Below are 26,121 nucleotides of genomic sequence, written 5' to 3' on the forward strand. Positions count from 1 at the left end.
CCGGCCCGGCTGTTGTTGGGGCTGTAGCGCAGCCCCTATGGATTTACAGCTTGATCCAGGTCGCCTTCAGCTCGGTGTACTTCTCCAGCGCATGCAGCGACTTGTCACGGCCGTTGCCCGACTGCTTGAAGCCGCCGAACGGCGCGGTCATGTCGCCGCCATCGTACTGGTTGACCCAGACACTGCCCGCGCGCACGGCACGGGCAGTCTTGTGGGCCTTGGAAATATCCGAGGTCCAGATACCAGCGGCCAGACCATAGGGCGTGTCGTTGGCAATGGCGATGGCTTCTTCGGCGGTATCGAAGGCGATGACCGACAGCACCGGGCCGAAGATTTCTTCCTGGGCGATCTTCATGGCGTTGGTCACGCCGTCGAAGATGGTCGGCTCGACATAAGTGCCGCCCGTTTCTTCCAGGGTGCGCTTGCCACCGGCCAGCAACTTGGCGCCGTCCTTGTGGCCGGCGTCGATGTACGACAGCACGGTATTCATCTGCTGGGTGTCGACCAGCGCACCGACGGTGGTCTGCGGGTCCAGCGGGTTGCCTGGTTTCCAGCCCTTGAGCGCTTCAACCACCATGGGCAGGAACTGGTCCTTGATCGAACGCTCGACCAGCAGGCGGGAACCGGCAGTGCAGACTTCGCCCTGGTTGAAGGCGATGGCACTGGCGGCAGCTTCGGCAGCGGCCTGCAGGTCCGGGGCGTCGGCGAAGACGATGTTCGGGCTCTTGCCGCCGGCCTCCAGCCAGACGCGCTTCATGTTCGACTCGCCGGCGTACACCATCAGCTGCTTGGCGATCTTGGTCGAGCCGGTGAACACCAGGGTATCGACGTCCATGTGCAGGGCCAGGGCCTTGCCGACGGTGTGGCCGTAGCCTGGGAGTACGTTCAGCACACCGGCGGGGATGCCGGCTTCGATGGCCAGCTGGGCGATGCGGATAGCGGTCAGCGGCGACTTCTCGGATGGCTTGAGTACCAGCGAGTTACCGGTGGCCAGGGCTGGAGCGATCTTCCAGCAGGCCATCAGCAGCGGGAAGTTCCACGGTACGATGGCACCGACCACACCCACTGGCTCGCGGGTGACCAGGCCTAGCTGGTCATGCGGGGTGGGGGCAACTTCGTCGTAGACCTTGTCGATGGCTTCGGCGGTCCAGTGGATGGCATTGGCCGCGCCTGGCACGTCGATGCTGGAGGAGTCGCCGATCGGCTTGCCCATGTCCAGGGTTTCCAGCAGCGCCAGCTCTTCGACGTGCTTGCGCAGCAGGTCGGCGAAGCGAATCAGCTTGGCTTTGCGCTTGGCCGGAGCCAGCTGCGACCACACGCCGGAATCGAAGGTTGCGCGTGCGTTTTCCACCGCGTGGTTGGCATCGGCCAGGTCGCAGCTGGCAACCTTGGCCAGGAAGCGTCCGTCGACCGGGCTCAGGCAGTCGAAGGTTTCACCGGATGCGGCGTCGGTGTATTCGCCGTTGATGAAGGCACGCCCTTCGATCTTCAATTGCTGGGCACGTTGCTCCCAGTCTGCACGAGTCAGGGTGGTCATACGAAACTCCTCCTCTTGTTTAGGTGCAACGCCGCACTGAGGACTCACAGGCGTTGTCAGAATTCTGGCCGGGCGACAAGCGCACACTGGCAAGCGATACCCTAAACCAGCCAGTGCAAACTATCAATATATTTGACACATGAGGCTCAAAAGCCTACTGATGTGCATTTTATTAAACAAAAATAGGAGCCGCACCATGAACATCGCCAACATCATCGACTTCGCCCAGGTCCTCACCGAGGCTGAACGCTACCGTCCCGCGGCAGAAAAAATCCTCAAGGGCGAGCCAGACCAGGCTGTCTACAACCACTATTCCAGCCCGTGCGGGCAGTTCGCCGCAGGTGTCTGGGAAGGTGAAGTGGGGCAGTGGACGGTGAACTACACCGAGCACGAATACTGCGAGATCGTGCAGGGCGTTTCAGTATTGCGCGACCCGGATGGCGGGGCCAAGACCCTGCGTGCCGGTGATCGGTTCGTCATCCCGGCTGGCTTCCAGGGCACCTGGGAAGTGCTGGAGCCGTGCCGCAAGATTTATGTGATGTTCGAGCAGAAATGATTGCGACGCCAGCGTGGTGATTAAGTACCACAGCCCGGCAAGCCAAAGGCGGGATCCTTGATGCGTCCAATTCGGGACAACTCAAGGAGAACACCATGACTACCGATATCCTCGACCGTGCTCGTCACGTGATTGGCTCGCAGTATGTAGAAAGCGTCAAACCCTACATTCTCGAACTTACTGGCCTGCTGAGCGCCGCCGGCCCACGCGACGTCACCACCTTGGACATACGCTCCGACCGGGTGATGATCAGCGTCGATGCCAACGGCACCATCGACGGCCTGCGCATCAGCTGATATCCACTGCTGTTGGCATCCACGTAAAAAAAAACCCGCGTCCTTTCGGATGCGGGTTTTTTTCAGGTCGCCGATCAATTACTTGATCTTGGCTTCCTTGTACACCACGTGCTTGCGAACAACGGGATCGTATTTCTTGATCTCGATTTTGTCCGGGGTGGTGCGCTTGTTCTTGTCGGTGGTGTAGAAGTGGCCAGTGCCAGCACTCGAAACCAGACGGATCAATTCACGCATGACGTTCTCCTTAGAACTTTTCGCCGCGAGCACGCAGCTCGGCCAGCACTACGTCGATACCACGCTTGTCAATGACGCGCATGCCTTTGGCAGATACGCGCAGACGCACGAAACGGTTCTCGGATTCAACCCAGAAACGGTGGTGCTGCAGGTTCGGCAGGAAACGACGACGGGTTTTGTTGTTTGCGTGGGAAATGTTGTTCCCGGTTACTGGACCCTTACCAGTAACTTGACAGACTCTCGACATGACTCAGCCCTCTAAAACCACATGCCCAACCCGGCATGGGTTGGCCGCTTAATCTCTCAGTCTTTGGCGCCAGGCGCCGTGATTCTGGAGGTCTTACCGACCGGATCCGCTGATGCGACAGGCCGAGCCCCTAGAAAAGAGCGCTGCTTTATACCAGAAAGACTGCATTGCAACAACTGCTGATGAGCATCTGCCGGAGACAAATCGTGCGCGAGCAGCATAGCGGCTAGCCCGGCGAACTGTCGACCACTCGTCGCCAACCCGCATAAAAAGAGGGTGGTCATTTGCTGATGCGCACACTAGGGTAGGACGTTTCCAGACTGCTCTGGCAGATGGGCCACTGACAGCCAAGGAGCCACGATGCGTGCCGCCGCCCTTTCCTTAATGCTCACCACCCTGCTTGCTGCCGGCATCGCCCAGGCCGCGCCACTGAGTATCTGCAGCGAAGCCAGCCCCGAGGGCTTCGACGTGGTCCAGTACAACTCGCTGACCACCACCAACGCCTCGGCCGACGTTCTGATGAACCGCCTGGTCGAGTTCGACGCAAGCCAAGGCAAGGTCGTCCCAAGCCTGGCGCAGAGCTGGACAGTGTCGACTGACGGCCTGGTGTACGACTTCAAGCTGCGTGACGGGGTCAAATTCCATTCCACGCCTTATTTCAAGCCAACCCGCGCGCTTGATGCCGACGATGTGCTGTTCAGCTTCCAGCGCATGCTCTACCCCGCTCACGCTTGGCACAAGACCGCACCGGGTGGCTACCCGCACGCCCAATCACTGCAACTGGGCAGCCTGATCAAATCGATCGAGGCCCCGGAGCCGAACAGCGTACGCTTCACCCTGACCCACGCCGACGCCACGTTCCTGGCCACCTTGAGCATGGGCTTCGCTTCGATCTACTCCGCCGAGTACGCCGACAAACTGCTCAAGGCAGGCACCCCGGAAAAGCTCAATAGCCAGCCGATCGGCACCGGCCCGTTCGTCTTCCAGCGTTACCAGAAGGACGCCGTGGTGCGCTACCGCGCCAACCCTGACTACTTCGATGGCAAGCCTGCGGTCGATCCACTGATCTTCGCCATCACCACCGACGCCAACGTACGCCTGCAGAAACTCAAGCGTGGGGAATGCCAGGTCGCGCTGTCGCCCAAGCCCCTGGACGTTGCCGAAGCCAGCAAGGACGGTAACCTGAAGGTCGCCACGACGCCGGCCTTCATGACAGCCTTCGTGGCCATCAACAGCGAGCACCCGCCGCTGGACAAACCTGAAGTGCGCCAGGCAATCAACCTGGCCTTCGACAAGCAGGCCTACCTCAAAGCCGTTTTCGAAGGCACCGCCACCGCCGCCAACGGCCCCTACCCGCCGAACACCTGGAGCTATGCCAAGGACCTGCCCGGCTACCCGCTAGATCTCAAGCGAGCCAAGGCGCTGCTGAGCAAAGCCGGTTACGCAGAGGGGTTCAGCACCACGATCTGGACCCGCCCGTCGGGCAGCCTGCTCAACCCCAACCCAAGCCTGGGCGCGCAGATGCTCCAGGCAGACCTGGCCAAGATCGGCATCAAGGCTGAAATCCGCGTGATCGAATGGGGTGAGCTGATCCGTCGGGCCAAGGCCGGCGAGCATGACCTGCTGTTCATGGGCTGGGCCGGTGACAATGGCGACCCGGACAACTTCCTCAGCCCGCAGTTTTCCTGTGCGGCGGTCAAGTCGGGGACCAACTTCGCACGGTTCTGTGACAGCCGGCTGGACCAGTTGATCAGTGCAGGGCGCACCACCAACGACCAGAGCGTGCGCAGCCGGTTGTACCAGCAGGCGCAGACGCTGATTCAGCAACAGGCGCTCTGGGTGCCGCTGGCGCACCCGACGGCGGCAGCGCTGTTGCGCGACGGGGTCGAGGGGTATCAGGTAAGCCCGTTCGGGCGGTTGGACCTGAGCAAGGTTTCGGTGAAACGCTGACCCTTGGCTTTGCAGGCTCGACCCACCGCTGGCTTGCCGGCGGCTGGTCGAGCCTGCAGACAGGCAGCAACTAAGCGATAATCCACCCCTGCTCCACCATCGACAGTGGCTCCCCATCACCCACGATGATGTGATCGAGCACCCGCACGTCGATCAGCGCCAACCCCTGCTTCAATGCAAGCGTCATGTGCACATCGTCCTGGCTCGGCTCGCTGTTCCCCGAAGGATGGTTGTGGCAGAGAATCAATGCCGCAGCGTTATGCATCAACGAACGGCGCACCACCTCCCGCGGATAGATGCTGGCCCGGTCGATCGTCCCTCTGAACAGGATTTCGAACGCCAACGGCCGGTGTTTGCTATCCAGGAACAGGCAGCCAAATACTTCGCTGGGCTCATGACGCAGCATGGCTTTCAGGTACCTGCGCACCGCCGAAGGGCTCTCCAGGGCGCAGTCGCGCTCGATCGCTGTGGCAAGGTTGCGCCGGCCGATCTCCAGCAGTGCCTGCAACTGGCCATACCGCACCGGCCCAAGCCCGAGCTCCCCCACGAATGCTTCCCTGTCAGCCTCGAGCAACTGGCGCAAGCCGCCGAACCTGGCGAGCAACCCTCGCGCCAGCTCCACCACGTTGCGGCCTCTCACGCCAGAGCCGAGAAACACAGCCAGCAATTCGGCATCTGAAAGGCTGCCCACCCCTCGCTGCATCAGCTTTTCCCTGGGCCGCTCCTCGGCTGGCCACTCCCTTATCTTCATTGCATCTCCTCTGCGCCCTGCTGCGACACGTTTAGGCCCTGTGTTAATCTATTTCGCCTCGTACATGCGACGTTCTGCCGCAGGCAATCCTGTTCGTCGCTGCCCGCTCTCTCTGGAAAAAGGCAAGCCTATGCAGCGGCTGTATCGCAAGCGCATCGTTCTCGGCGTGGGGGGCGGCATTGCCGCCTACAAGAGCGCCGAGCTGATTCGCCGACTCCTGGAGCACGGCGCGCAAGTGCGCGTCGTCATGACCCGTGGTGGTGCTGAATTCATCACCCCGCTGACCCTGCAGGCGCTGTCCGGCCACCCGGTACACATGGATCTGCTCGACCCTGCCGCCGAAGCGGCCATGGGCCATATCGAGCTGGCCAAATGGGCCGACCTCGTACTGATCGCCCCCGCCACCGCCGACCTCATGGCGCGCATGGCACAAGGCATGGCCGACGACTTGCTGACCACCCTGGTACTGGCCACCGACGCCACCGTGGCCGTGGCGCCGGCCATGAACCAGGCCATGTGGCGCGACCCGGCGACCCAGGCCAACCTAGAGCTGCTCAAGACCCGTGGCATCCAGGTGTTCGGCCCGGCCTCCGGCAGCCAGGCCTGCGGCGACGTAGGCCTGGGTCGCATGCTTGAAGCCACCGACCTGGCCTGGTGCGCCGCCGAGAGCTTCAAGCGCCAGGCGCTCACCGGCAAACACGTGCTGATCACCGCCGGGCCCACCCAGGAAAACATCGACCCGGTGCGTTACATCACCAATCATAGCTCCGGGAAGATGGGTTTCGCGCTGGCCGAGGCGGCCGCAGAAGCCGGTGCTCGGGTGACCCTCGTCACCGGCCCTGTGCATCTGCAGACCCCGGACCGGGTCAACCGGATCGACGTGGTCAGCGCGCGGGACATGCTTGCAGCCTGCGAGGCGGCCATGCCGTGCGACCTGTTCATCGCCTCGGCAGCGGTCGCGGACTACCGCCCGGAGGTCGTTGCCACACAAAAGCTCAAGAAAGATCCCACGACAGGCGACGGCATGCTGCTGCAGATGGTGCGCAATCCCGATATCCTTGCCACCATCGCTGGCCGCAACGACCGCCCGTTCAGCGTCGGCTTCGCTGCCGAGACCGAACATCTGCTCGATTACGCCACGCGCAAGCTCAAGGACAAGAACCTCGACCTGATCGTCGCCAATGATGTGGCCAACCCCAGCATCGGCTTCAACAGCGAGGAAAATGCCCTGACCGTGATCGACCGCCAGCAGCATCAAACCCTCTTCGCGCAGACCAGCAAAGGCAAGATTGCCCGGCAACTGGTCGCCTTCATCGCCGAACGGCTCAACCAGGTTCAATAAGTTACATGCACGCTCTTCAAGCCAAGATCCTCGACCCACGCCTGGGCAGTGAATTTCCGCTGCCGCAATATGCCACCCCTGGCTCCGCCGGCCTGGACCTGCGCGCCCTGCTCAAGGAAGACACCGTCCTGGAGCCGGGCCAGACCCTGCTGATTCCTACCGGCCTGTCGATCTATATCGGCGACCCGGGCCTGGCCGCGATGATCCTGCCCCGCTCGGGCCTGGGCCATAAGCATGGCATCGTGCTGGGTAACCTGGTCGGCCTGATCGACTCGGACTACCAGGGTGAGCTGATGGTGTCGTGCTGGAACCGTGGCAACACGCCTTTCACCATCGCCGTTGGCGAGCGCATCGCCCAGCTGGTGCTGGTACCGGTGGTACAAGCGCACTTTGAAGTCGTCGAGGCCTTCGACGAAAGCCAGCGCGGCACCGGCGGTTTCGGCCATTCCGGCAGCCACTGAGCCGACCGGCGACCGTTCAGGCCATGGATGGCGAACTCTCTGATGAAACCACCGTCCAAGCGTTCAGTTTGCGCCTGCCCAGACAGCCTTTGACTAATGGAGCTTCCAGAGATGAACGACATGGCCCAACTGGTCCCTGCACTGCCCGACAGTATTTTCCGCGCCTATGACATCCGTGGCGTGGTCGGCAAGACCCTGCACGCCGACACCGCTTACTGGATCGGCCGCGCCATTGGCGCGCAGACGCTCGCTCAAGGCGAGCCACAGATTTCCGTTGGCCGCGATGGCCGCCTGTCCGGCCCGCTGCTGGTCGAACAGCTGATCAAAGGCCTGGCCGATGCCGGTTGCCAGGTCAGCGATGTTGGCCTGGTGCCGACCCCGGCACTGTATTTTGCTGCCAACGTCCTGGCCGGCAAGTCCGGCGTGATGCTGACCGGCAGCCACAACCCTTCGGATTACAACGGCTTCAAGATCGTCATCGCCGGCGATACCTTGGCCAACGAACAGATCCAGGCCCTGCTGACCCGCCTGAAAACCAATGACCTGACCCGTGGCGAAGGCAGCGTGGAGAAGGTCGAGATCCTCGAGCGCTACTTCCAGCAGATCGTCGCTGACGTGAAGCTGGCGAAAAAGCTCAAGGTGGTGGTGGACTGCGGCAACGGCGCTGCCGGCGTTATCGCGCCGCAGCTGATCGAAGCGTTGGGCTGCGAAGTCATCCCACTGTTCTGCGAGGTGGATGGCAACTTCCCCAACCACCACCCGGACCCGGGCAAGCCTGAAAACCTTGAAGACTTGATCGCCAAGGTCAAGCAAACCGGTGCCGATATCGGCCTGGCCTTCGACGGCGACGGTGACCGCGTCGGTGTAGTGACCAACACCGGCAGCATCGTTTACCCCGACCGCCTGCTGATGCTGTTCGCTCAGGACGTGCTGGCGCGCAACCCGGGGGCCGAGATCATCTTCGACGTCAAGTGCACCCGCCGCCTGACACCGCTGATCGAGCAACACGGCGGCCGCGCCTTGATGTGGAAGACTGGTCACTCTTTGATCAAGAAGAAGATGAAGCAGAGTGGTTCGTTGCTGGCCGGCGAGATGAGCGGGCACATTTTCATCAAGGAGCGCTGGTACGGTTTCGACGACGGCATCTACAGCGCTGCACGCCTGCTGGAGATCCTCAGCAAGGCCGAGCAGGACGCCGAAAGCCTGTTTGCCGCATTCCCGAACGATATTTCGACGCCGGAAATCAATATTGATGTGACCGACGAGGGTAAATTCAGCATCATTGATGCACTGCAACGCGACGCCGACTGGGGCCAAGCCAGCCTGACCACCATCGACGGTGTGCGGGTCGACTATGCCCAAGGCTGGGGCCTGGTTCGCGCCTCCAACACCACACCGGTGCTGGTGCTGCGCTTCGAGGCCGAAACCGACGCCGAGTTGCAACGTATCAAGGATGTTTTCCGCGCCCAGTTGCTGCGGGTTGCCCCTGAGCTGCAACTGCCGTTCTGACCGACTATCTGTTCCTTACAGGAGCCCTGCATGACCCTCGATCGCGATGCCGCTTCCCATGTAGCCGAGGTTTTGTCCGAAGCGCTGCCTTACATCCGCCGTTTTGTCGGCAAGACCCTGGTGATCAAGTACGGCGGCAACGCGATGGAGAGCGAAGAGCTCAAGACCGGGTTCGCCCGTGACATCGTGCTGATGAAGGCCGTGGGCATCAACCCGGTGGTCGTGCACGGTGGCGGCCCTCAGATCGGCGACCTGCTCAAGCGCCTGTCGATCGAAAGCCACTTCATCGACGGCATGCGTGTCACCGACGCGGCAACCATGGATGTGGTTGAAATGGTGCTGGGGGGCCAGGTCAACAAGGACATCGTCAACCTGATCAACCGTCACGGTGGCAGCGCCATCGGCCTGACCGGCAAGGACGCGGAGCTGATCCGCGCCAAGAAGCTCACCGTGAGCCGCCAGACGCCGGAGATGACCCAGCCGGAAATCATCGACATCGGCCACGTCGGCGAAGTGGTCAGCGTCAACACCGACCTGCTGAACATGCTGGTCAAAGGCGACTTCATCCCGGTGATCGCGCCTATCGGCGTGGGCGCCAACGGTGAGTCGTACAACATCAACGCCGACCTGGTGGCAGGCAAGGTGGCCGAAGCACTTAAGGCCGAGAAGCTGATGCTGCTGACCAACATCGCCGGCCTGATGGACAAGCAAGGCCAGGTCCTGACCGGCCTGACCACCGAGCAGGTGAACGAACTGATCGCCGACGGCACCATCTACGGCGGCATGCTGCCAAAGATCAAGTGCGCGCTGGATGCGGTTCAGGGCGGCGTGACGACCTCGCACATCATCGACGGCCGCGTACCGAATGCGGTGCTGTTGGAGATCTTCACAGACAGTGGCGTGGGCACCCTGATCAGCAACCGCAAGCGTCACTGATCGCCGAAAGTGGCTCCAGCTGCTCGCTGGCCCGATCGATCGCGCTCGGGCTATTGCGGCTCCGCTATGGGGGCTGCTGCGCAGCCCATCGCCGGCAAGCCGGCTCCCATCACGACCGCGTAGCTCTTCAGGCCTGCGCTTACCTGTGGGGCAACTGGCTTGCCCAACGTCCAAAAGCCGGCGCAATCCATGTGGGAGCCGGCTTGCCGGCGATAGCGCCCGTATAGGCAACGCATAAAAAAAGGCGACCCGCGAAGGTCGCCTTTTTCATTTCCGAGCCGCAGTCAGATCCCGTACTGCGCCCGATAGGCCTCGACCGCCGGCAGATGCTGCTTGAGCTGCGGATCATCGGCCAGAAACTCCAGCACCTGGGTCAGCGAAACGATGCTGACTACCGGGATACCGAAGTCACGCTCCACTTCCTGGATCGCCGACAATTCGCCATTGCCGCGCTCTTCGCGGTTGAGCGCGATCAGCACGCCAGCGGCCTTGGCCTGCTGGGCATTGATGATCTGCATGACCTCGCGGATGGCGGTACCGGCGGTGATCACGTCGTCGATGATCAGTACATCACCGGCCAATGGCGCGCCGACCAGGCTGCCGCCTTCGCCGTGATCCTTGGCTTCCTTGCGGTTGAAGCACCACGGTACGTCCAGTTGATGTTGCTCGGCCAGGGCCACGGCGGTGGCCGCAGCCAGCGGGATACCCTTGTAGGCCGGGCCGAACAGTACGTCGAACGGGATCTTGCTGTCGACGATGGCCGCCGCATAGCAACGCCCCAACTGAGCCAGGGCAGAACCTGTGTTGAACAGGCCGGCATTGAAGAAATACGGGCTGGTACGCCCCGATTTCAGGGTGAATTCACCGAAGCGCAGAACGCCGCGATCGATGGCAAAACGGATGAAGTCGCGCTGATACGGCTGCATGGAAAGTCCCGGACACCACGGATTTAGCTAAATGGGTTGAGCTCGGGTATCATACACGCACGAGATTTTTGGGGCCATTTATGCGGATCATCAGTGTGAACGTAAATGGCATTCAGGCTGCAGCCGAGCGTGGATTGCTCAGTTGGCTGCAAGCCCAGAATGCCGACGTCATCTGCCTTCAGGATACCCGCGCCTCGGCCTTTGAACTCGACGACCCAGCTTTCCAGCTCGATGGCTATTTCCTTTATGCCTGCGACGCGGAGGTACCCGCCCAAGGTGGCGTGGCACTTTACTCGCGCATGCAGCCCAAGGCAGTCATCACCGGCCTGGGCTTCGAGACAGCCGATCGCTACGGGCGTTATCTGCAAGCAGATTTCGACAAAGTCAGTATTGCCAGCCTGCTATTGCCTTCGGGCATGAACGGCGACGACGACTTGAACCAGAAGTTCAAGTTGATGGACGACTTCGCCAAGTACCTGGACAAGCAGCGGCGCAAGCGTCGTGAGTACATCTATTGCGGCTCGTTCTACGTGGCGCAGCAGAAGCTCGACATCAAGAACTGGCGTGACAGCCAGCAGTCGCCCGGCTTCCTGCCGCCTGAACGTGCCTGGATGGATGCGATCACGGGCGACATGGGCTATGTGGATGCCCTGCGCGAAGTCAGCCGTGAGGGTGACCAGTACAGCTGGTGGCCAGACAACGAGCAGGCCGAGATGCTCAACCTGGGCTACCGGTTCGACTACCAGATCCTCACCCCAGGCCTGCGGCGCTTCGTGCGCAATGCGCGCCTGCCGCGACAGCCGCGCTTCTCGCAGCACGCGCCGCTGATCGTCGACTATGACTGGACGTTGACCATCTGAGTACTGCTCAGGCAAAAAAAAGCCGACATCGATGTCGGCTTTTTTGTACCTGCAGGCTCAATCAGTCGGCCAGAGCGACCTGCTGCAGTTCGAAGATCTCGTTCATGCCCTTTTGCGCCAGCGCCAGCATGGCGTTGAAGTCTTCGGGCTGGAACGGCGCACCCTCTGCAGTACCCTGCACTTCGATGAAACCACCGGCACTGGTCATGACCACGTTCAGGTCGGTCTCGGCAGCGGAGTCTTCCAGATAGTCCAGGTCGAGTACCGCTTCACCCTGATACATGCCCACCGATACGGCGGCGATCATGTGCTTGAGCGGGTTGCCGGCCTTCAGGCCACCACGCTTCTTGATCACTGCCAGGGCATCGACCAAGGCGACCATGGCGCCGGTGATCGAGGCCGTGCGGGTGCCGCCATCGGCCTGGATCACATCGCAGTCGACGTACAAGGTGATGTCACCCAGCTTGCTCATGTCCAGCGCGGCGCGCAGCGAGCGGCCGATCAGGCGCTGGATTTCCAGGGTGCGACCACCCTGCTTGCCACGGCTGGCTTCGCGCTGGTTACGCTCACCGGTGGAGCGCGGCAGCATGCCGTACTCGGCGGTCAGCCAGCCTTGGCCCTGGCCTTTGAGGAAGCGCGGCACACCGTTTTCAACGCTGACCGTGCAGATGACCTTGGTGTCACCGAACTCGACCAGTACCGACCCTTCGGCGTGCTTGGTGTAGTTGCGGGTGATGCGGATCGAGCGGAGCTGATCGGCGGCGCGACCACTTGGACGTTTCATCTGGGATACCTGTACTGGGACTTTGAATCTGCCGGGCATTATAAAGCCCGTAGCCCGGTGAGGACATGCTTATCGTCGCGCCGCGCACAGCCTGTCGCCTTTTCCCACCGGCAGACGAGGGCTCTGTAACATGGGCGGATTGGGCGCCAAGGGCACACTGCGCTACAATCCTGCGCCTTGCAGCCGAAAGGCTTTCCCGTTCACATCATCTACGCGAGGTACTCACCATGGTGCACAGCATGACCGCTTTTGCTCGTGTCGAGCGCGCAGGCAGCCAAGGCACCCTGGTCTGGGAACTGCGCTCGGTCAACCACCGCTATCTTGAACCTCATCTGCGCCTGCCCGACGCCCTGCGCGACCTGGAAGGGGCGGTGCGTGAGGGGCTGCGCCAAGGCCTGTCGCGCGGCAAGGTTGAATGCACCTTGCGCCTGCACGAAGACAGCAACGGCAAACCCCTGAAGGTCGACCACGAGCGTGCCGCGCAACTGGTTGCCGCCGCCGAAGAAGTGGCCGGCCTGATCAAGCAGCCGGCACCGCTCAACCCGCTGGAGGTATTGTCCTGGCCGGGCGTGCTGGTGGCCGACGCCAGCGACCCGCAGGCGCTCAATGCCGAAGCGGTGGCACTGTTCGACGAGGCCCTGGCCGAATTGAAAGCCGGGCGCCTGCGCGAAGGCCAAGAGCTGGCCCGCCTGATCAACGAGCGGCTCGACAGCATGGCTAGCGAGGTCACCACACTGCGTGCCCTGGTACCGCAGATGCTGGCCGCACAACGGCAGAAGATCATCGACCGCTTCGGCGACCTCAAGGCCGAGCTCGACCCGCAAAGGCTCGAGCAGGAGATGGTGCTGCTGGCACAAAAGAGCGACGTCGCAGAGGAGCTGGACCGCCTCAGCACCCATGTCAATGAAGTGCGTCGGGTGCTCAAGTCCGGAGGGGCCGCTGGCCGGCGCCTGGACTTCCTCATGCAGGAGCTCAACCGCGAGGCCAATACCCTGGGCTCCAAGGCCTTCGACCCGCGTAGCACGCAAGCGGCGGTCAACTTGAAGGTACTGATCGAACAAATGCGTGAACAAGTACAGAACATCGAGTAAGGCCACCCCTACCATGAACCACAGCAGCGGCACCCTCTATATCGTCTCGGCCCCGTCAGGTGCCGGCAAGACCAGCCTGGTCAACGCCCTGATCAAGGAAGACGAACGCATCAGCGTTTCCGTCTCGCACACCACACGCGGCAAGCGCCCGGGCGAGGAGCATGGCGTCAACTACCACTTCGTCAGTCATGACGAATTCAAGGCGCTGATCGACAAGAACGATTTCCTTGAACACGCCGAAGTGTTCGGCAACTTCTACGGCACCTCGCGTAGCACGCTGCAGCAAGTGCTGGACCGGGGCGATGACCTGATTCTGGAAATCGACTGGCAAGGTGCCCGCCAGGTGCGTGAGCTGATGCCTGAAGCCCGCTCGATCTTCATCCTGCCGCCGAACCTTGAGGCGCTGCGCCAGCGCCTGGACGGGCGCGGACAGGACAGCGATGAGATCATTGCCGGCCGCATGAAAGAGGCCGTCAGCGAGATGCAGCACTACGACGAGTACGAGTACGTCATCATCAACGATGACTTCGATGCCGCGCTGGAGGAATTGAAGGCGGTGTTCCGCTCCAACCGTCTGCTGCTGAACAAGCAGCAGGAGCGGCACGGGGCATTGCTCAAGCAGTTGATCGGCTGAAGAGAGCTGGGCCGCCTTGCGGCCCTTTCGCGCTGAGGTATGTCGCGAACGGGGCGCACAGCGCGCCCCAAAGCATCAGTCCTGCAGCTGCAGGGTCGCCTGCTGTCGCAGGGTAGCGCCCAGGAAGTAAGCCGGCGCACGCATCCGCGACAGCATCATCAGCACTATCCCCAGTGCCGAGATGATCGCCGCAATCACGAACACCAGCCCAACGCCAGCCACATGCGAGCCACTGCCAAAGTCCGGCGACGCGCTGTCGATGGCGGTGCGCACGAAGATCACCGAAAGGATCACCCCACCCAACAACGGGCACAGGCCGCGCATGCAGAAGTGGCGCAGGCTGTCGAACAGGCTGTGGCGGAAATACCACACGCAGGCGAACGCGGTCAGCGAATAGTAGAAGCAGATCATCATGCCCAGGGCGGTGATGGTGTCCGCCAGCACGTTTTCGCTCAGGGTACGCATGGTCACGTAGAACAGGCCTGCGGCGACGCCGGCACAGATGGTTGCGTAACGTGGCGTCTGCGAACGCGGGCAAACCTTGGCAAAGCGCTCAGGCACCGCACCGTAGTAACCCATGGCGAGCAGCGTGCGCGCTGGCGAGACGAAGGTCGATTGCAGCGAAGCGGCGGTGCTCGCCAGCACGGCGATGGACATCAGGATCGCCAGCGGCCCCATGACTGGCCCGGCCAGGTGGGCAAAGACGTTCTCCTGGATACGCGGGTTGTTCAAGCCCAGCCCATGCTCGCTGATCCCGGCGAATTGCAGGGTAGCGATGGCGGTGAGCAGATACAGACCCAGAATCAGCAGCACGGTCCAGGTCGCCGCTTTGCCCGGTACCTCATCGCTGCCGATCGATTCTTCACTGACGGTCAGGCACACGTCCCACCCCCAGAAGATGAAGATCGACAAGGACAGGCCGGCGGCAAAGGCCGAGAACGACTCCACACCGAAGGGGTTGAACCAGGCCAGGTCGAACTCCAGCGGCGCAGGCGCGGTGGTCTCACCGAACGCGGCGAAGGCAAAGCCGATCAGCACCAGCAGCTGCAAGGCCACCAACCCATATTGCACGGTCATGGTGGTGGCCATGCCGCGACAACAGATCCACACGGCCATGGCGATGAACACGCAACAGGTGGTGATGTTGATCAGCAGGTTATCCGCCAAGGCAGCCAACCCCTGGTGACCGGTGATCTGCCCCAGGAATAGATAGAAGAAATCAACGGCCACGCCGGCCAGGTTGGACAACACAATGGTGGTGGCAACGACCAGCCCCCAGCCACCGATCCAGCCGATCATCGGGCCGAAGGCACGGGCCGACCAGGTAAAGGAAGTACCGCTGTCCGGCTCCGCCGCGTTCAGCTCACGGTAGCCAAGGGCAACCAGCAGCATAGGCAGGAAGCCAACGATGAAGACGGCCGGAAGGTGCTGGCCGACCTCCCGCACGGTGGGGCCAAGGGCCCCAGTCAGGGTGTAGACCGGGGCGATTGTGGAGATGCCCAGCACCACGCTGGCCAACAGGCCAAGACGCCCTTTTGCCAGGCCTTTGCTGCGCTGAGTGCTGCCTGAATCGGCCACATCGGGTGGGCGGCCAGCTTCTGTGTAATTGCTCATGAGTATTTGCCGTAACTATTGGAATTGTTGTCACAGGCCCTGCGAACAAGGCGCTTTCACTCATTGAAAGCTTGCGTATCGGTATCAGTCATCCAAGACCTTCGGGTAACGACCCTACCGTGCAGCATGGGCAATGCAGGCCTCGCGAAACGCCTGGAACAGGCGCCTGGAGACCGGGTTTTCGGCAAAACGCCACTCCGGGTGCCACTGCACGCCGAGCACAAAGCCAGGCGCATCAGGCATCGACACCGCTTCGATCAGGCCATCCGGGGCCCGCGCCTCGACACGCAGGCCCGGGGCCAAGCGGTCGATACCCTGGCTGTGCAGCGAGTTGACCTCGAACTGCGCAGCCAGGCCCAGGCGCTCGAACACCCCGCCAGGCACAATGCCGACAGGATGACGAGGGCCGTATTGCACCTCCAGGGGTGCGTCCTCAGGTTCACGGTGGTCCAGGTAACCCGGCAGCTCGTGCACGCGCTGGTGCAAGCTGCCGCCGAGGGCCACGTTCAATTCCTGGAAACCACGACAGATACAGAACACCGGCACGCCGGCGGCGATGGCCGCCTGCAGCAGCGGCAAGGTCAGCCGGTCACGTGCAAGATCGTGCCGGGTACCTTCCGCGCTGGGGGCGCCATTGTAATGATGCGGCTCGACATTTGAAGGCGAGCCGGTAAAAAGAATGCCATCGAGCCGGGCCAGCAATGCCTGCGTGTCGCTGCCGCCGTCGCGGGCCGGCAGGATCAGCGGGAGCCCGGCAAAGCCGGCCGCCTCGACATACTTGTCACCCACCGCGTGCGACGAGTTTTTTCCTACCTGCTGACGGCAGGCGCTGACACCGATCAAGGGGACCGCAAATGCGCTCATGGGCTTACACCGTGTGCAGGTACCAGTTGTACTCGAGGTCGGAGATCGATACTTCGAACTCGGCCAGCTCACTTTCCTTGCAGGCCACGAAGATATCGATGTAGTCCGGGCTTATGTATTGGTTGAGGACTTCGCTGTCATCCAGCGCGCGCAGCGCATCGCGCAGGTTGTTCGGCAGGCTTTGCTCCAGTTGCTCGTACGAATTGCCCTCGATCGGCGCACCAGGTTCGACCTTGCTGGTCAAGCCGTAGTGGATACCGGCGAGGACCGCGGCGAGCATCAGGTAAGGGTTGGCATCGGCGCCCGCCACGCGGTGTTCGATGCGTACGTTTTCGCTGCTGTCAGTCGGTACGCGGACAGCCACGGTACGGTTGTCCAGGCCCCAGCTCGGCGCGTTCGGCACGTAGAACTGTGCGCCGAACCGGCGGTAGGAATTGACGTTCGGGCACAGGAACGCCATCGACGCCGGCATGGTCTCCAGCACGCCACCAATGGCATGGCGCAGCGCGTCGCTCTGCAGCGGGTCTTCATGGGCAAAGATGTTCTTGCCGGTCTTCTTGTCGAGCAGCGAAATGTGCACGTGCAGGCCGTTGCCCGCCTGCCCCGGGTAAGGCTTGGCCATGAACGTGGTGTCCATTTCATGGTCGTAGGCGACGTTCTTGACCAGGCGCTTGAGCAGGATCGCGTAGTCGCACGCCTTCAGCGGGTCGGCAACGTGATGCAGGTTGACTTCGAACTGCGCGGGCGCGCTTTCCTTGACGATGGCATCGGCCGGCAGGCCCTGCTCCTTGGCGGCTTCCAGCATGTCCTGCAGGCAGTCGACATATTCGTCGAGGTCGTCGATGAGGTAGACCTGGGTCGACTGCGGACGCTTGCCTGAAGTGGGTGAGCGCGGTGGCTGCGGACGACCGTTGAGGTTGTCCTGGTCGATCAGGTAGAACTCCAGCTCGAACGCGGCGCAGATGTCCAGGCCCAGGTCATCGAACTTGCTCACCACCTGGCGCAACACTTCGCGTGGGTCAGCGAAGAACGGCTCGCCCTCCAACTCGTGCATGGTCATCAGCAACTGGGCGGTCGGGCGCTTTTGCCAGGGCTCGTTGCACAGCGTCCCGGGGATCGGGTAGCAGATCCGGTCGGCATCGCCGATGTCCAACCCAAGCCCTGTACTTTCAACGGTCGAGCCATTGATATCGAGGGCGAACAACGATGCCGGCAGGTTGATCCCCTTTTCGTACACCTTGTGCAGGCTGGCCCGCTCGATGCGCTTGCCACGTACCACGCCATTCATGTCGGAGATCAGCAGATCGACGTACTGGGTTTCCGGATGGGCCTGGAGGAAGTCTTTCATCTCGCTGGAAGAACTGGCGCACGGGGTGACCGACGTCATGGTGTACATCCTTTGAAGGGCTGCGGCGATAGGAGATACGGCTGGCGCCTCACGGGCGACGATGGTTGCAGCTGTTGTTTTTTTAACTTTCCCATCGTGGGGATTGGTTACCCGACCGAGCGCATTGATTCCCGGGGGCAGTTCCACTATAAAATGGCCTCAACGCAACAGACATTGGCATTTCGGCAAGTAGAGCGTGCACCAATGCAATATCAGATCACCCACGCCGACCTCTCGCTGGTCCTGGCACTGGAGCGCGGGCGCTCACTGGCCAAGGCCGCCGAACTGCTCAAGGTCGATGTATCGACCGTGTTCCGTTCGATTCGCCGGCTCGAGTCGGCACTGGGCACCGCACTGTTCGTCAAGAGCCGCAAGGGATACCTGCCGACCGACACGGCCCAGGCCCTGGCCGAGCAGGCCGAACGCGCCGAGCAGGCACTGGATGCCGCACGCATCGCCATGACCAGCGGCGAGCAGGTGGTCAGCGGTACCGTGCGCCTGACGTGCACCGAGGCGGTCATGCACAGCTTGCTGCTGCCGGCCCTGGCCGAGTTCATGCCCAATTACCCCGCACTGTCGCTGGAGATGGGCACGTCCAACACCTTCGCCAACCTCAGCAGGCGCGATGCCGACATTGCCCTGCGCCTGACCAATACGCCGCCTGAGCACCTGGTCGGCCGTTGCCTGGGTTCGACGTCCTATGTGATCTGTGGCCAGGCGCAATGGCGCGAACGCCTGAGCGAGTCTCACCACAACGTGCCATGGATCGCCCCGGACGACTCCATGCAGGACCACCCCACCGTGGTCTGGCGCAACCAGCAGTACCCCGGGCTGAGCCCGCGCTACCAGTGCAGCAGCATGTCGACCATTGCACAGCTGGTGAGCACGGGGCTGGGGGTTGCGGCGCTGCCCGACTACATGGTCCACGCGCTGCCTGGCGTCGAGGCGCTGAGCGGACCGCTGGCCGGTTGCGACACCCAACTGTGGTTGCTGACCCGGCCCGATTGCCGGGCTTTGCGCTCGGTGCAGACATTGTTCGAAGAGCTGACCCCGAGGTTGCGCGGCGCGATGTTGTGAGATACAAGATGAGTGTGTCTGTTACGGCCCTTTCGCGGTGGTTCGGCGCCTCGGCAAGGCCGCGTGCGCAGGGTGAAGGATGCAGGCCTGATTGGGTATCCGGCAAAACAGCGCTTCCCTATTGGCTGGTGATTTTTTAAACTATCGAGTCCGCCTGCCCATATTGGGCTGCACGCCCATCGCATTTGCTACTGAGGAAGACCATGGCCCGCGTAACTGTTGAAGACTGCCTGGAACACGTGGATAACCGTTTTGAGCTGGTCATGCTCTCGACCAAGCGCGCCCGTCAGCTGGCTACCGGCGGCAAAGAGCCGCGCGTAGCGTGGGAAAACGACAAGCCAACCGTCGTTGCCCTGCGTGAAATCGCAGAAGGCATCGTCACCAACGAATTCATTGCTGCTGAAGAGATCGTTACCGAGGATCCGGTCTTCGCCGCCTTCGAGGACGAGTCCAACGAGGCTGTCTGATCCATGCCTGGTCGACGTCGCGCGGCACAAGGCCCTCTTCCTCGGCAAGAGGTGAAATCATGCCGGGCATAGAAGCCTTAGCCGAACGGCTGTCGACCTACCTGGGCCCCGAACAGGTCAACCTGGTTCGGCGCGCCTATTTCTACGCCGAACAGGCACACGATGGGCAACGCCGCCGCAGCGGCGAGCCCTACGTGACCCATCCGCTGGCCGTAGCCAGCATCCTCGCCGACATGCACATGGACCATCAGAGCCTGATGGCGGCCATGTTGCACGACGTGATCGAAGACACCGGCATCGCCAAGGAAGCGCTCAGCCAGCAGTTTGGCGAAACGGTTGCCGAGCTGGTCGATGGGGTCAGCAAACTGACCCAGATGAACTTCGAGACCAAGGCCGAAGCGCAGGCTGAAAACTTCCAGAAGATGGCCATGGCCATGGCCCGCGATATCCGCGTGATCCTGGTCAAGCTCGCCGACCGCCTGCACAACATGCGCACCCTGGAAGTGCTGTCTGGCGAAAAACGCCGACGCATCGCCAAGGAAACCCTGGAAATCTACGCCCCCATCGCCAACCGGCTGGGCATGCACACCGTGCGCGTAGAGTTCGAAGACCTTGGCTTCAAGGCCATGCACCCCATGCGGTCGTCGCTGATCCATCGGGCGGTCAAGAGCGCACGCGGCAACCGCAAAGAGATCGTCGCCAAGATCGAGCACTCGCTGGCCAACTGCCTGGCTGCCGACGGTATTCAAGGCGAGGTCAGCGGCCGGCAGAAACACCTCTATGGCATCTACAAGAAGATGCGCGGCAAGCGCCGCGCCTTCACTGAGATCATGGACGTGTACGCCTTCCGCATCATCGTCGACAAGGTCGACACCTGCTACCGCGTGCTCGGTGCCGTGCACAACCTGTACAAGCCGCTGCCCGGGCGCTTCAAGGACTACATCGCGATCCCCAAGGCCAACGGCTATCAGTCGTTGCACACCACGCTGTTCGGCATGCACGGCGTGCCCATCGAAATCCAGATCCGTACCCGCGAAATGGAAGAGATGGCCAACAACGGCATCGCCGCGCACTGGCTGTACAAGTCCAACGACGAGCAGCCCAAAGGCAACCATGCGCGCGCCCGCCAGTGGGTCAAGGGCATCCTCGAGCTGCAGCAGCGTGCCGGCAACTCGCTGGAATTCATCGAGAGCGTGAAGATCGACCTGTTCCCTGACGAGGTCTATGTCTTCACGCCCAAAGGCAGGATCATGGAGCTGCCCAAAGGCTCCACCGCCGTGGATTTCGCCTATGCGGTGCATACCGATGTGGGCAACAGCTGCATCGCCTGCCGCATCAACCGGCGCCTGGCGCCACTGTCCGAGCCGCTGCAGAGCGGTTCGACGGTTGAGATCGTCAGCGCCCCGGGCGCGCGGCCCAACCCGGCCTGGCTCAATTTCGTGGTCACCGGCAAGGCCCGTACGCACATCCGCCACGCACTCAAGCAGCAGCGACGTTCCGAGTCGATCAACCTGGGCGAGCGCCTGCTGAACAAGGTGCTGACCGGTTTCGACAGCAGCCTCGAGCAAATCCCTCAGGAGCGTATCAACGCGATTCTCGCCGAGTACCGCCTGGAACTGATCGAGGACCTGCTCGAAGACATCGGCCTGGGCAACCGCATGGCCTATGTGGTGGCCCGCCGCCTGCTGTCAGCCGAAGGCGAGCAGCTGCCGGCGCCGGAAGGCCCGTTGGCGATCCGCGGCACCGAAGGCCTGGTATTGAGCTACGCCAAGTGCTGTACGCCCATCCCGGGCGACCCGATCGTCGGCCACCTGTCGGCAGGCAAGGGCATGGTCGTGCACCTGGAGAACTGCCGCAACATCAGTGAAATCCGTCATAACCCGGAGAAGTGCGTACAGCTTTCCTGGGCCAAGGACATCACCGGCGAATTCAATGTCGAGTTGCGTGTCGAGCTGGAGCACCAGCGCGGCCTGATTGCCCTGCTGGCCAGCAGCGTCAATGCCGCCGACGGCAACATCGAGAAGATCAGCATGGACGAACGCGACGGCCGCATCAGCGTTGTCCAACTGGTGGTCAGCGTGCACGACCGCGTGCACCTGGCTCGTGTGATCAAGAAGCTGCGTACGCTGACCGGCGTGGTCCGCATCACCCGCATGCGTGCGTAGTCCGCCAACCGCAAGGAGTCATCATGAGCAAGACCGTCATCAACAGCGACAAGGCCCCTGCCGCCATCGGTACCTACTCGCAAGCGATCAAAGCCGGCAACACCGTTTACATGTCGGGCCAGATCCCGCTGGACCCGAACACCATGGAACTGGTTGAGGGCTTCGAGGCCCAGACCGTACAGGTCTTCGAGAACCTCAAGGCCGTTGCTGAAGCTGCCGGCGGTTCGTTCAAGGACATCGTCAAGCTGAACATCTTCCTCACCGACCTGAGCCACTTCGCCAAGGTCAACGAAGTCATGGGCCGCTATTTCGAGCAGCCATACCCAGCCCGTGCTGCCATTGGTGTTGCCGCGCTGCCAAAAGGCGCCCAGGTAGAAATGGACGCCATCCTGGTCATCGATTGATGCCGCAGGTGACGGGCACCCTGCCCGTCACCTTTCAGTTCAAGGTCAACCTACCATGCGTCAAGCACTGCCCTTCGCGCTGGCAGCCCTGCTTCTGAGCGGCTGCGCCAGCCACAAACCCGAAGACTTCAACGGCACCTGGATCAACCAGGACGCCATCGACGCCGCCGTCAAAGGTGGCAGCCTGCGTCAGGCCCTCGATGAGCACGGCCCCATCTTCGAGTGGAAACTCGATGTGGCCAGCCAGCGGGCCAGCTACAGCAATGGTTTCGAGGCCGCTGACGGCCAATTGAGTGCCACTGACAAGCAGTGGCAGGCCAGCTTCCCGGGCGGCCAGACCGAACAGCTGGCGCTCGATGGCGACGAGCTGAAGGCCACAGACACAACCGGCGCCGAACGCAGCTTCGTCCGCGCCAAACAACCCGGCAATGTGAGCTTGGGTAGCAGCTTCGAAAAAGCACTGTACCAGGCGTACCTGGGTGGGGACTGGAAGATCGTCGAAGGCCAGGGCAAAGGTAGCGTCGTCCACTTCGCCGACAACGGCGGCGTAACCGGCCTGCCCGGCCCGGACCGCTACGCTCTGTGCCTGGCCGGCGATTGCGCCAGCATGGGGGGCAGCAACGACAGCCTGTGGCTGGAGCGTAACCAGCGTGGCGCGCCATTCATCTTCAAGCGCGATGGCGACAAGCTGGAGATCTTCCAGGCGCTCAACCGTGCACAGCCCGATGAGATCCCGCAACTGGCCGCCGGTAATCGCCAGTGGGTGCTGGAGAAGGACTGACTCAAGCCCCGCCTGGCTTCACTGGCCTGATCGCCGGCAAGTCGGCGATAGGGCCAGCAGGCTTCAGCCTTGGCCTTTCAGGATCGCCGCGTACCCTTCCTTGTAACTCGGATACTGCGGTACCCACCCCAATGCCCGGACCCGGGCATTGCTGCAGCGCTTGCTGCCAGTGCGGCGCACCCGCTGCTCATCGGACCATTCGGTAACGCCCATGTACGCTCGCAACCAGCCGACCACATCGGCCAGTGGCGCAGGGTCGTCATCAACGCCTATGTAGCAATCGTCCAACGCCACACCCTTGGCATCGGTCTGCAGCAGGAACGCCAGCAGGCTTGCGGCATCCTCGGCATGAATACGGTTGCCATACAGCGGCGGCTCGGTGGCCACCCGATAGCCCTGACGCACCTGGCTCAGGAGCCACTCACGCCCAGGGCCATAGATCCCGGTCAGGCGCACGATGCTTGCCGGCAGGCCGCTGCTCAGCGCCAGCCGCTCCGCCTCCAGCATCACGCGCCCCGAATAGCCTTGCGGTTCGGTAGGGGCGGTTTCATCGATCCACTCCCCATCCTTTTGTGCAAACACGCTGCTGCTGGAGACGAACAGCAGGCGGCGCGGACGTTGCCCACGCTCGGCCAACCAACCCAGCACGTGACGCAAGCCTTCGACGTAGGCGCTTTGGTAACCCGCTTCATCGTGCTGGCTGGCGGCTACGCAGTACACCAGATAATCCGGGGAATGCTGCGGCCAAGCCTGGGGCATGCCCGGATCGGACAGGTCGGCCGCGATCGGTACAACACCCTGTGGCAGGTGTTCGACCGAGCGACGCAGGCCGCTTACCTGCCAGCCACGGGCGAGCAATTGGCGAGCCAGCCGGCCGCCTACGTCACCACAACCCACGATCAATACGGAACGGTCTGACATCACTTAACTCCTAGACCAAAGAATCAGGCTAGCCGGATTACACGATGGGCGGCTAGACCATGGGCGAAAAAAGCTACAATATTACTTTTGTTAACAAGAATTACTTGCAATAATAGCGCCCCTATCTGTTCTCGGCCTGTATCGAGGCCTTGGAGAACGCACACTTCTTCTTCATCAGGTCCGGCCAGCATGACACGTACTCAACCTTCCGCTTCGCCAACCCCGTCGCGCGCCTGGCGCGCCATCGCTGCGCTGATGTTCAGCCTGGTCCTGGCCCCAGTGGCTATGGCCGATGAGCCCAATACCAACGTCAGCACCCCTGCAGCTGCAAGCGCGCCAGCCACCCCTGCCAGCGAAGGCCAGGCCCCTGCTGGCGACGCTCAGGTCGCTACACCGGTCGATGCGCCGGCAGCGGCAGCCCCAAGCACCGAAGCGGTGGTTGAGGACACGTCGCTGGGCATGGCCCATGACCTGTCGCCGTGGGGCATGTACAAGAACGCCGACGTGGTGGTGAAAGCGGTCATGATCGGCCTGGCCATCGCCTCGATCATCACCTGGACCATCTGGATCGCCAAGGGCTTCGAGTTGATGGGCGCCAAGCGTCGTCTGCGCGGCGAAATCGCCCAGCTGAAGAAGTCTGCCAGCCTCAAGGAAGCCAGCGAAGTCTCCAACAAGGAAGGTACTCTGGCCCACACGCTGGTCCACGATGCCCTGGAAGAAATGCGCCTGTCGGCCAACGCCCGCGAAAAAGAGGGCATCAAGGAACGCGTCAGCTTCCGCCTGGAGCGCCTGGTGCATGCCAGCGGCCGCAACATGAGCAGCGGCACCGGCGTGCTCGCCACCATCGGTTCCACTGCGCCGTTCGTCGGCCTGTTCGGTACCGTGTGGGGCATCATGAACAGCTTCATCGGCATCGCCAAAACCCAGACCACCAACCTGGCCGTGGTTGCCCCCGGTATCGCCGAAGCCCTGCTGGCCACCGCCCTGGGCCTGGTCGCAGCGATCCCGGCCGTAGTCATCTACAACGTCTTCGCCCGCTCCATCGCCGGCTACAAAGCCCAGGTTTCCGATGCTTCGGCGCAGGTCCTGCTGCTGGTCAGCCGTGACCTGGACCACCAGGGTGGCGAGCGCGTCGCCCCGCACATGGTGAAAGTGGGGTAAGCCATGGGCCTGCATCTGAACGAAGGTGGCGACGACCTCGCCGAAAACCACGAAATCAACGTCACGCCGTTCATCGACGTGATGCTGGTACTGCTGATCATCTTCATGGTGGCCGCGCCGCTGGCCACGGTCGACATCAAGGTCGACCTGCCGGCCTCGACCGCCAAGCCGGCACCGAGGCCGGAGAAACCCGTGTTCGTCAGCGTCAAGGCCGACCAGAAGCTGTATGTCGGTGACGATCAGGTGCCTGCACCCAACCAGCTTGGCCCGATGCTCGACGCCAAGACCAAGGGCGACAAGGAAACCACCATCTTCTTCCAGGCCGACAAAGGTGTGGATTACGGTGACCTGATGGAAGTGATGAACAACATGCGCGCGGCCGGCTACCTCAAAGTCGGTCTGGTAGGTCTCGAGACGGCAGCCAAGAAATGACGAAGACGCGGCACAATCTGGCGCGTTACAGCGGCAGCCTGGTACTTGTGCTGGGTGTCCATGCCGTCGCTGTGCTGCTCACGCTCAACTGGTCGGTGCCCCAGGCCGTCGAGCTGCCCCCGGCAGCCATGATGGTCGAGCTGGCACCGCTGCCCGAGCCGGCACCGCCACCACCACCGAAGGCCGCTCCACAGCCGCCGGCACCGGTCGAAGAGCCGCCGTTGCCCAAGGTGGCTGAAGCGCCCAAACCAAAGATCGCCATCGCCAAGCCGCCCAAGCCCAAACCCAAGCCTCAACCTCCGAAGCCTGTGAAAAAGCCTGAGCCGCCGAAGGATGAGCCACCGACCAAAGAACAGGTCGTGGACACGCCGCCAACCAATACGCCACCGCAGAAGTCGGCGGCACCGGCACCAAGCATTGCCGCGAACAGCAAGGCGCTGCCGACGTGGCAGAGCGACCTGCTGCGCCACCTGGCGAAGTACAAGCGCTACCCGGAAGACGCTCGCCGCCGGGGTCTTCAGGGCATCAACCGCCTGCGCTTCGTGGTCGATGCTGACGGCAAGGTGCTCTCGTACTCGATGGCAGGGGGTTCGGGCAGCGCAGCGCTGGACCGGGCAACCATGGAAATGATCCGCAGGGCCGGCAAGGTGCCCAAGCCGCCAGCGGAATTGCTGAACAATGGCACGATTGAAGTCGTAGCACCGTTCGTCTACTCGCTGGACCGTCGCTGAGAC

27 protein-coding genes and 1 pseudogene are annotated in these 26,121 nt (G+C 62.3%); 18 read left to right on the top strand and 10 right to left on the bottom strand.

The features are described 5' to 3' along the window. Positions 1-43 precede the first annotated feature (43 nt). A complete protein-coding gene (locus ACIPZH_RS23830) occupies positions 44-1,537 on the bottom strand; it encodes an aldehyde dehydrogenase (protein WP_400638070.1) in 1,494 nt (497 codons plus the stop codon). A gap of 196 nt (positions 1,538-1,733) precedes the next feature. Here ACIPZH_RS23830 and ACIPZH_RS23835 point away from each other — a divergent pair, with 196 nt between their 5' ends. After that, a complete protein-coding gene (locus ACIPZH_RS23835; protein WP_241804939.1) occupies positions 1,734-2,093 on the top strand; it encodes a cupin domain-containing protein in 360 nt (119 codons plus the stop codon). A 95-nt stretch (positions 2,094-2,188) separates the two neighbouring features. Next, a complete protein-coding gene (locus tag ACIPZH_RS23840; RefSeq protein WP_241804938.1) occupies positions 2,189-2,389 on the top strand; it encodes a hypothetical protein in 201 nt (66 codons plus the stop codon). Between the two features lie 78 nt (positions 2,390-2,467). On the opposite strand, the gene rpmG is transcribed toward ACIPZH_RS23840, so the two are convergent. Continuing rightward, positions 2,468-2,623, bottom strand: coding sequence for a 50S ribosomal protein L33 (gene rpmG / locus ACIPZH_RS23845; protein ID WP_003253507.1), 156 nt, complete (start codon positions 2,621-2,623; stop codon positions 2,468-2,470). A 10-nt stretch (positions 2,624-2,633) separates the two neighbouring features. Next, a complete protein-coding gene (gene rpmB, locus ACIPZH_RS23850; protein ID WP_012312138.1) occupies positions 2,634-2,870 on the bottom strand; it encodes a 50S ribosomal protein L28 in 237 nt (78 codons plus the stop codon). 360 nt (positions 2,871-3,230) lie between these two features. On the opposite strand from rpmB, the gene ACIPZH_RS23855 reads away from it, so the two are divergent. Beyond that, positions 3,231-4,820 (top strand): ABC transporter substrate-binding protein, encoded by a 1,590-nt coding sequence (locus ACIPZH_RS23855; protein ID WP_241804937.1) that lies wholly within the window; start codon positions 3,231-3,233, stop codon positions 4,818-4,820. Between the two features lie 70 nt (positions 4,821-4,890). On the opposite strand, the gene radC is transcribed toward ACIPZH_RS23855, so the two are convergent. Further along, positions 4,891-5,571: a DNA repair protein RadC gene (gene radC / locus ACIPZH_RS23860; RefSeq protein ID WP_267820049.1), complete on the bottom strand. Its 681-nt coding sequence runs from the start codon at positions 5,569-5,571 to the stop codon at positions 4,891-4,893. A gap of 130 nt (positions 5,572-5,701) precedes the next feature. Here radC and coaBC point away from each other — a divergent pair, with 130 nt between their 5' ends. The 4 genes and pseudogenes from coaBC (at position 5,702) to argB (ending at position 9,819) form a co-directional block, all read left to right on the top strand. After that, the gene (gene coaBC, locus ACIPZH_RS23865) at positions 5,702-6,913 is read left to right on the top strand and encodes a bifunctional phosphopantothenoylcysteine decarboxylase/phosphopantothenate--cysteine ligase CoaBC (protein WP_400638072.1); all 1,212 of its coding nucleotides are present in this window, start codon (positions 5,702-5,704) and stop codon (positions 6,911-6,913) included. 5 nt (positions 6,914-6,918) lie between these two features. Continuing rightward, on the top strand, positions 6,919-7,374 hold the full coding sequence (gene dut / locus ACIPZH_RS23870) for a dUTP diphosphatase (protein WP_012312134.1): 456 nt from the start codon (positions 6,919-6,921) through the stop codon (positions 7,372-7,374). Positions 7,375-7,509: 135 nt separating this feature from the next. After that, a pseudogene (locus ACIPZH_RS23875) lies at positions 7,510-8,883 on the top strand (phosphomannomutase/phosphoglucomutase); the annotation flags it as partial. A 30-nt stretch (positions 8,884-8,913) separates the two neighbouring features. Continuing rightward, the gene (gene argB, locus ACIPZH_RS23880; RefSeq protein ID WP_241806754.1) at positions 8,914-9,819 is read left to right on the top strand and encodes an acetylglutamate kinase; all 906 of its coding nucleotides are present in this window, start codon (positions 8,914-8,916) and stop codon (positions 9,817-9,819) included. Between the two features lie 284 nt (positions 9,820-10,103). Here the strand turns inward: argB and pyrE are convergent, their stop codons facing one another. Then, on the bottom strand, positions 10,104-10,745 hold the full coding sequence (gene pyrE / locus ACIPZH_RS23885; protein ID WP_011536401.1) for an orotate phosphoribosyltransferase: 642 nt from the start codon (positions 10,743-10,745) through the stop codon (positions 10,104-10,106). Between the two features lie 80 nt (positions 10,746-10,825). Between pyrE and ACIPZH_RS23890 the strand changes: the two genes are divergently transcribed. After that, a complete protein-coding gene (locus tag ACIPZH_RS23890; protein WP_012312131.1) occupies positions 10,826-11,605 on the top strand; it encodes an exodeoxyribonuclease III in 780 nt (259 codons plus the stop codon). A gap of 61 nt (positions 11,606-11,666) precedes the next feature. Here the strand turns inward: ACIPZH_RS23890 and rph are convergent, their stop codons facing one another. After that, positions 11,667-12,389 (bottom strand): ribonuclease PH, encoded by a 723-nt coding sequence (gene rph / locus ACIPZH_RS23895; protein ID WP_012312130.1) that lies wholly within the window; start codon positions 12,387-12,389, stop codon positions 11,667-11,669. A gap of 227 nt (positions 12,390-12,616) precedes the next feature. Between rph and ACIPZH_RS23900 the strand changes: the two genes are divergently transcribed. Beyond that, a complete protein-coding gene (locus ACIPZH_RS23900) occupies positions 12,617-13,480 on the top strand; it encodes a YicC/YloC family endoribonuclease (RefSeq protein ID WP_267820041.1) in 864 nt (287 codons plus the stop codon). A gap of 13 nt (positions 13,481-13,493) precedes the next feature. Further along, a complete protein-coding gene (gmk, locus tag ACIPZH_RS23905) occupies positions 13,494-14,114 on the top strand; it encodes a guanylate kinase (RefSeq protein WP_241806752.1) in 621 nt (206 codons plus the stop codon). Positions 14,115-14,189: 75 nt separating this feature from the next. Here gmk and ACIPZH_RS23910 read toward each other — a convergent pair whose 3' ends face one another. From ACIPZH_RS23910 to ACIPZH_RS23920, 3 genes are all read right to left on the bottom strand, one after another. Then, positions 14,190-15,728, bottom strand: a complete 1,539-nt coding sequence (locus tag ACIPZH_RS23910) for an APC family permease (protein WP_241806750.1) — start codon at positions 15,726-15,728, stop codon at positions 14,190-14,192. Between the two features lie 114 nt (positions 15,729-15,842). Next, complete coding sequence (locus tag ACIPZH_RS23915) at positions 15,843-16,592, bottom strand: gamma-glutamyl-gamma-aminobutyrate hydrolase family protein (protein ID WP_400638074.1); 750 nt, start codon at positions 16,590-16,592, stop codon at positions 15,843-15,845. A gap of 4 nt (positions 16,593-16,596) precedes the next feature. Further along, positions 16,597-17,940 carry a glutamine synthetase family protein gene (locus ACIPZH_RS23920; RefSeq protein WP_400638091.1) on the bottom strand — a complete coding sequence of 448 codons (1,344 nt, stop codon included), beginning with the start codon at positions 17,938-17,940 and terminating at the stop codon, positions 16,597-16,599. A gap of 243 nt (positions 17,941-18,183) precedes the next feature. Here ACIPZH_RS23920 and ACIPZH_RS23925 point away from each other — a divergent pair, with 243 nt between their 5' ends. From ACIPZH_RS23925 to ACIPZH_RS23945, 5 genes are all read left to right on the top strand, one after another. Continuing rightward, positions 18,184-19,056: a LysR family transcriptional regulator gene (locus tag ACIPZH_RS23925; protein ID WP_241806746.1), complete on the top strand. Its 873-nt coding sequence runs from the start codon at positions 18,184-18,186 to the stop codon at positions 19,054-19,056. A 203-nt stretch (positions 19,057-19,259) separates the two neighbouring features. Further along, positions 19,260-19,523 carry a DNA-directed RNA polymerase subunit omega gene (rpoZ, locus tag ACIPZH_RS23930; protein ID WP_012312123.1) on the top strand — a complete coding sequence of 88 codons (264 nt, stop codon included), beginning with the start codon at positions 19,260-19,262 and terminating at the stop codon, positions 19,521-19,523. 59 nt (positions 19,524-19,582) lie between these two features. Beyond that, entirely contained in the window at positions 19,583-21,688 is a 2,106-nt protein-coding gene (spoT, locus tag ACIPZH_RS23935; RefSeq protein ID WP_241806745.1) for a bifunctional GTP diphosphokinase/guanosine-3',5'-bis pyrophosphate 3'-pyrophosphohydrolase, read from the top strand. Positions 21,689-21,711: 23 nt separating this feature from the next. Further along, positions 21,712-22,092, top strand: a complete 381-nt coding sequence (locus ACIPZH_RS23940; RefSeq protein ID WP_012312121.1) for a RidA family protein — start codon at positions 21,712-21,714, stop codon at positions 22,090-22,092. 55 nt (positions 22,093-22,147) lie between these two features. Further along, a complete protein-coding gene (locus ACIPZH_RS23945) occupies positions 22,148-22,873 on the top strand; it encodes a hypothetical protein (protein WP_241806744.1) in 726 nt (241 codons plus the stop codon). A 63-nt stretch (positions 22,874-22,936) separates the two neighbouring features. Here ACIPZH_RS23945 and ACIPZH_RS23950 read toward each other — a convergent pair whose 3' ends face one another. Next, the gene (locus ACIPZH_RS23950; protein ID WP_400638075.1) at positions 22,937-23,794 is read right to left on the bottom strand and encodes an SDR family oxidoreductase; all 858 of its coding nucleotides are present in this window, start codon (positions 23,792-23,794) and stop codon (positions 22,937-22,939) included. Between the two features lie 189 nt (positions 23,795-23,983). Between ACIPZH_RS23950 and exbB the strand changes: the two genes are divergently transcribed. Genes exbB through ACIPZH_RS23965 form a run of 3 tightly spaced genes read left to right on the top strand, consistent with a single transcriptional unit; the run spans position 23,984 to position 26,118 of the window. Continuing rightward, complete coding sequence (gene exbB, locus ACIPZH_RS23955) at positions 23,984-24,955, top strand: tonB-system energizer ExbB (protein ID WP_267820030.1); 972 nt, start codon at positions 23,984-23,986, stop codon at positions 24,953-24,955. Between the two features lie 3 nt (positions 24,956-24,958). Next, on the top strand, positions 24,959-25,387 hold the full coding sequence (gene exbD, locus ACIPZH_RS23960; protein WP_241806741.1) for a TonB system transport protein ExbD: 429 nt from the start codon (positions 24,959-24,961) through the stop codon (positions 25,385-25,387). Continuing rightward, the gene (locus tag ACIPZH_RS23965; RefSeq protein WP_241806740.1) at positions 25,384-26,118 is read left to right on the top strand and encodes an energy transducer TonB; all 735 of its coding nucleotides are present in this window, start codon (positions 25,384-25,386) and stop codon (positions 26,116-26,118) included. Before exbD ends, ACIPZH_RS23965 begins: the two co-directional genes overlap by 4 nt. Positions 26,119-26,121 lie beyond the last annotated feature (3 nt).

It is taken from the genome of Pseudomonas sp. NPDC089758, from assembly GCF_044748705.1.
Taxonomy (GTDB): Bacteria; Pseudomonadota; Gammaproteobacteria; order Pseudomonadales; family Pseudomonadaceae; genus Aquipseudomonas; species Aquipseudomonas putida_X.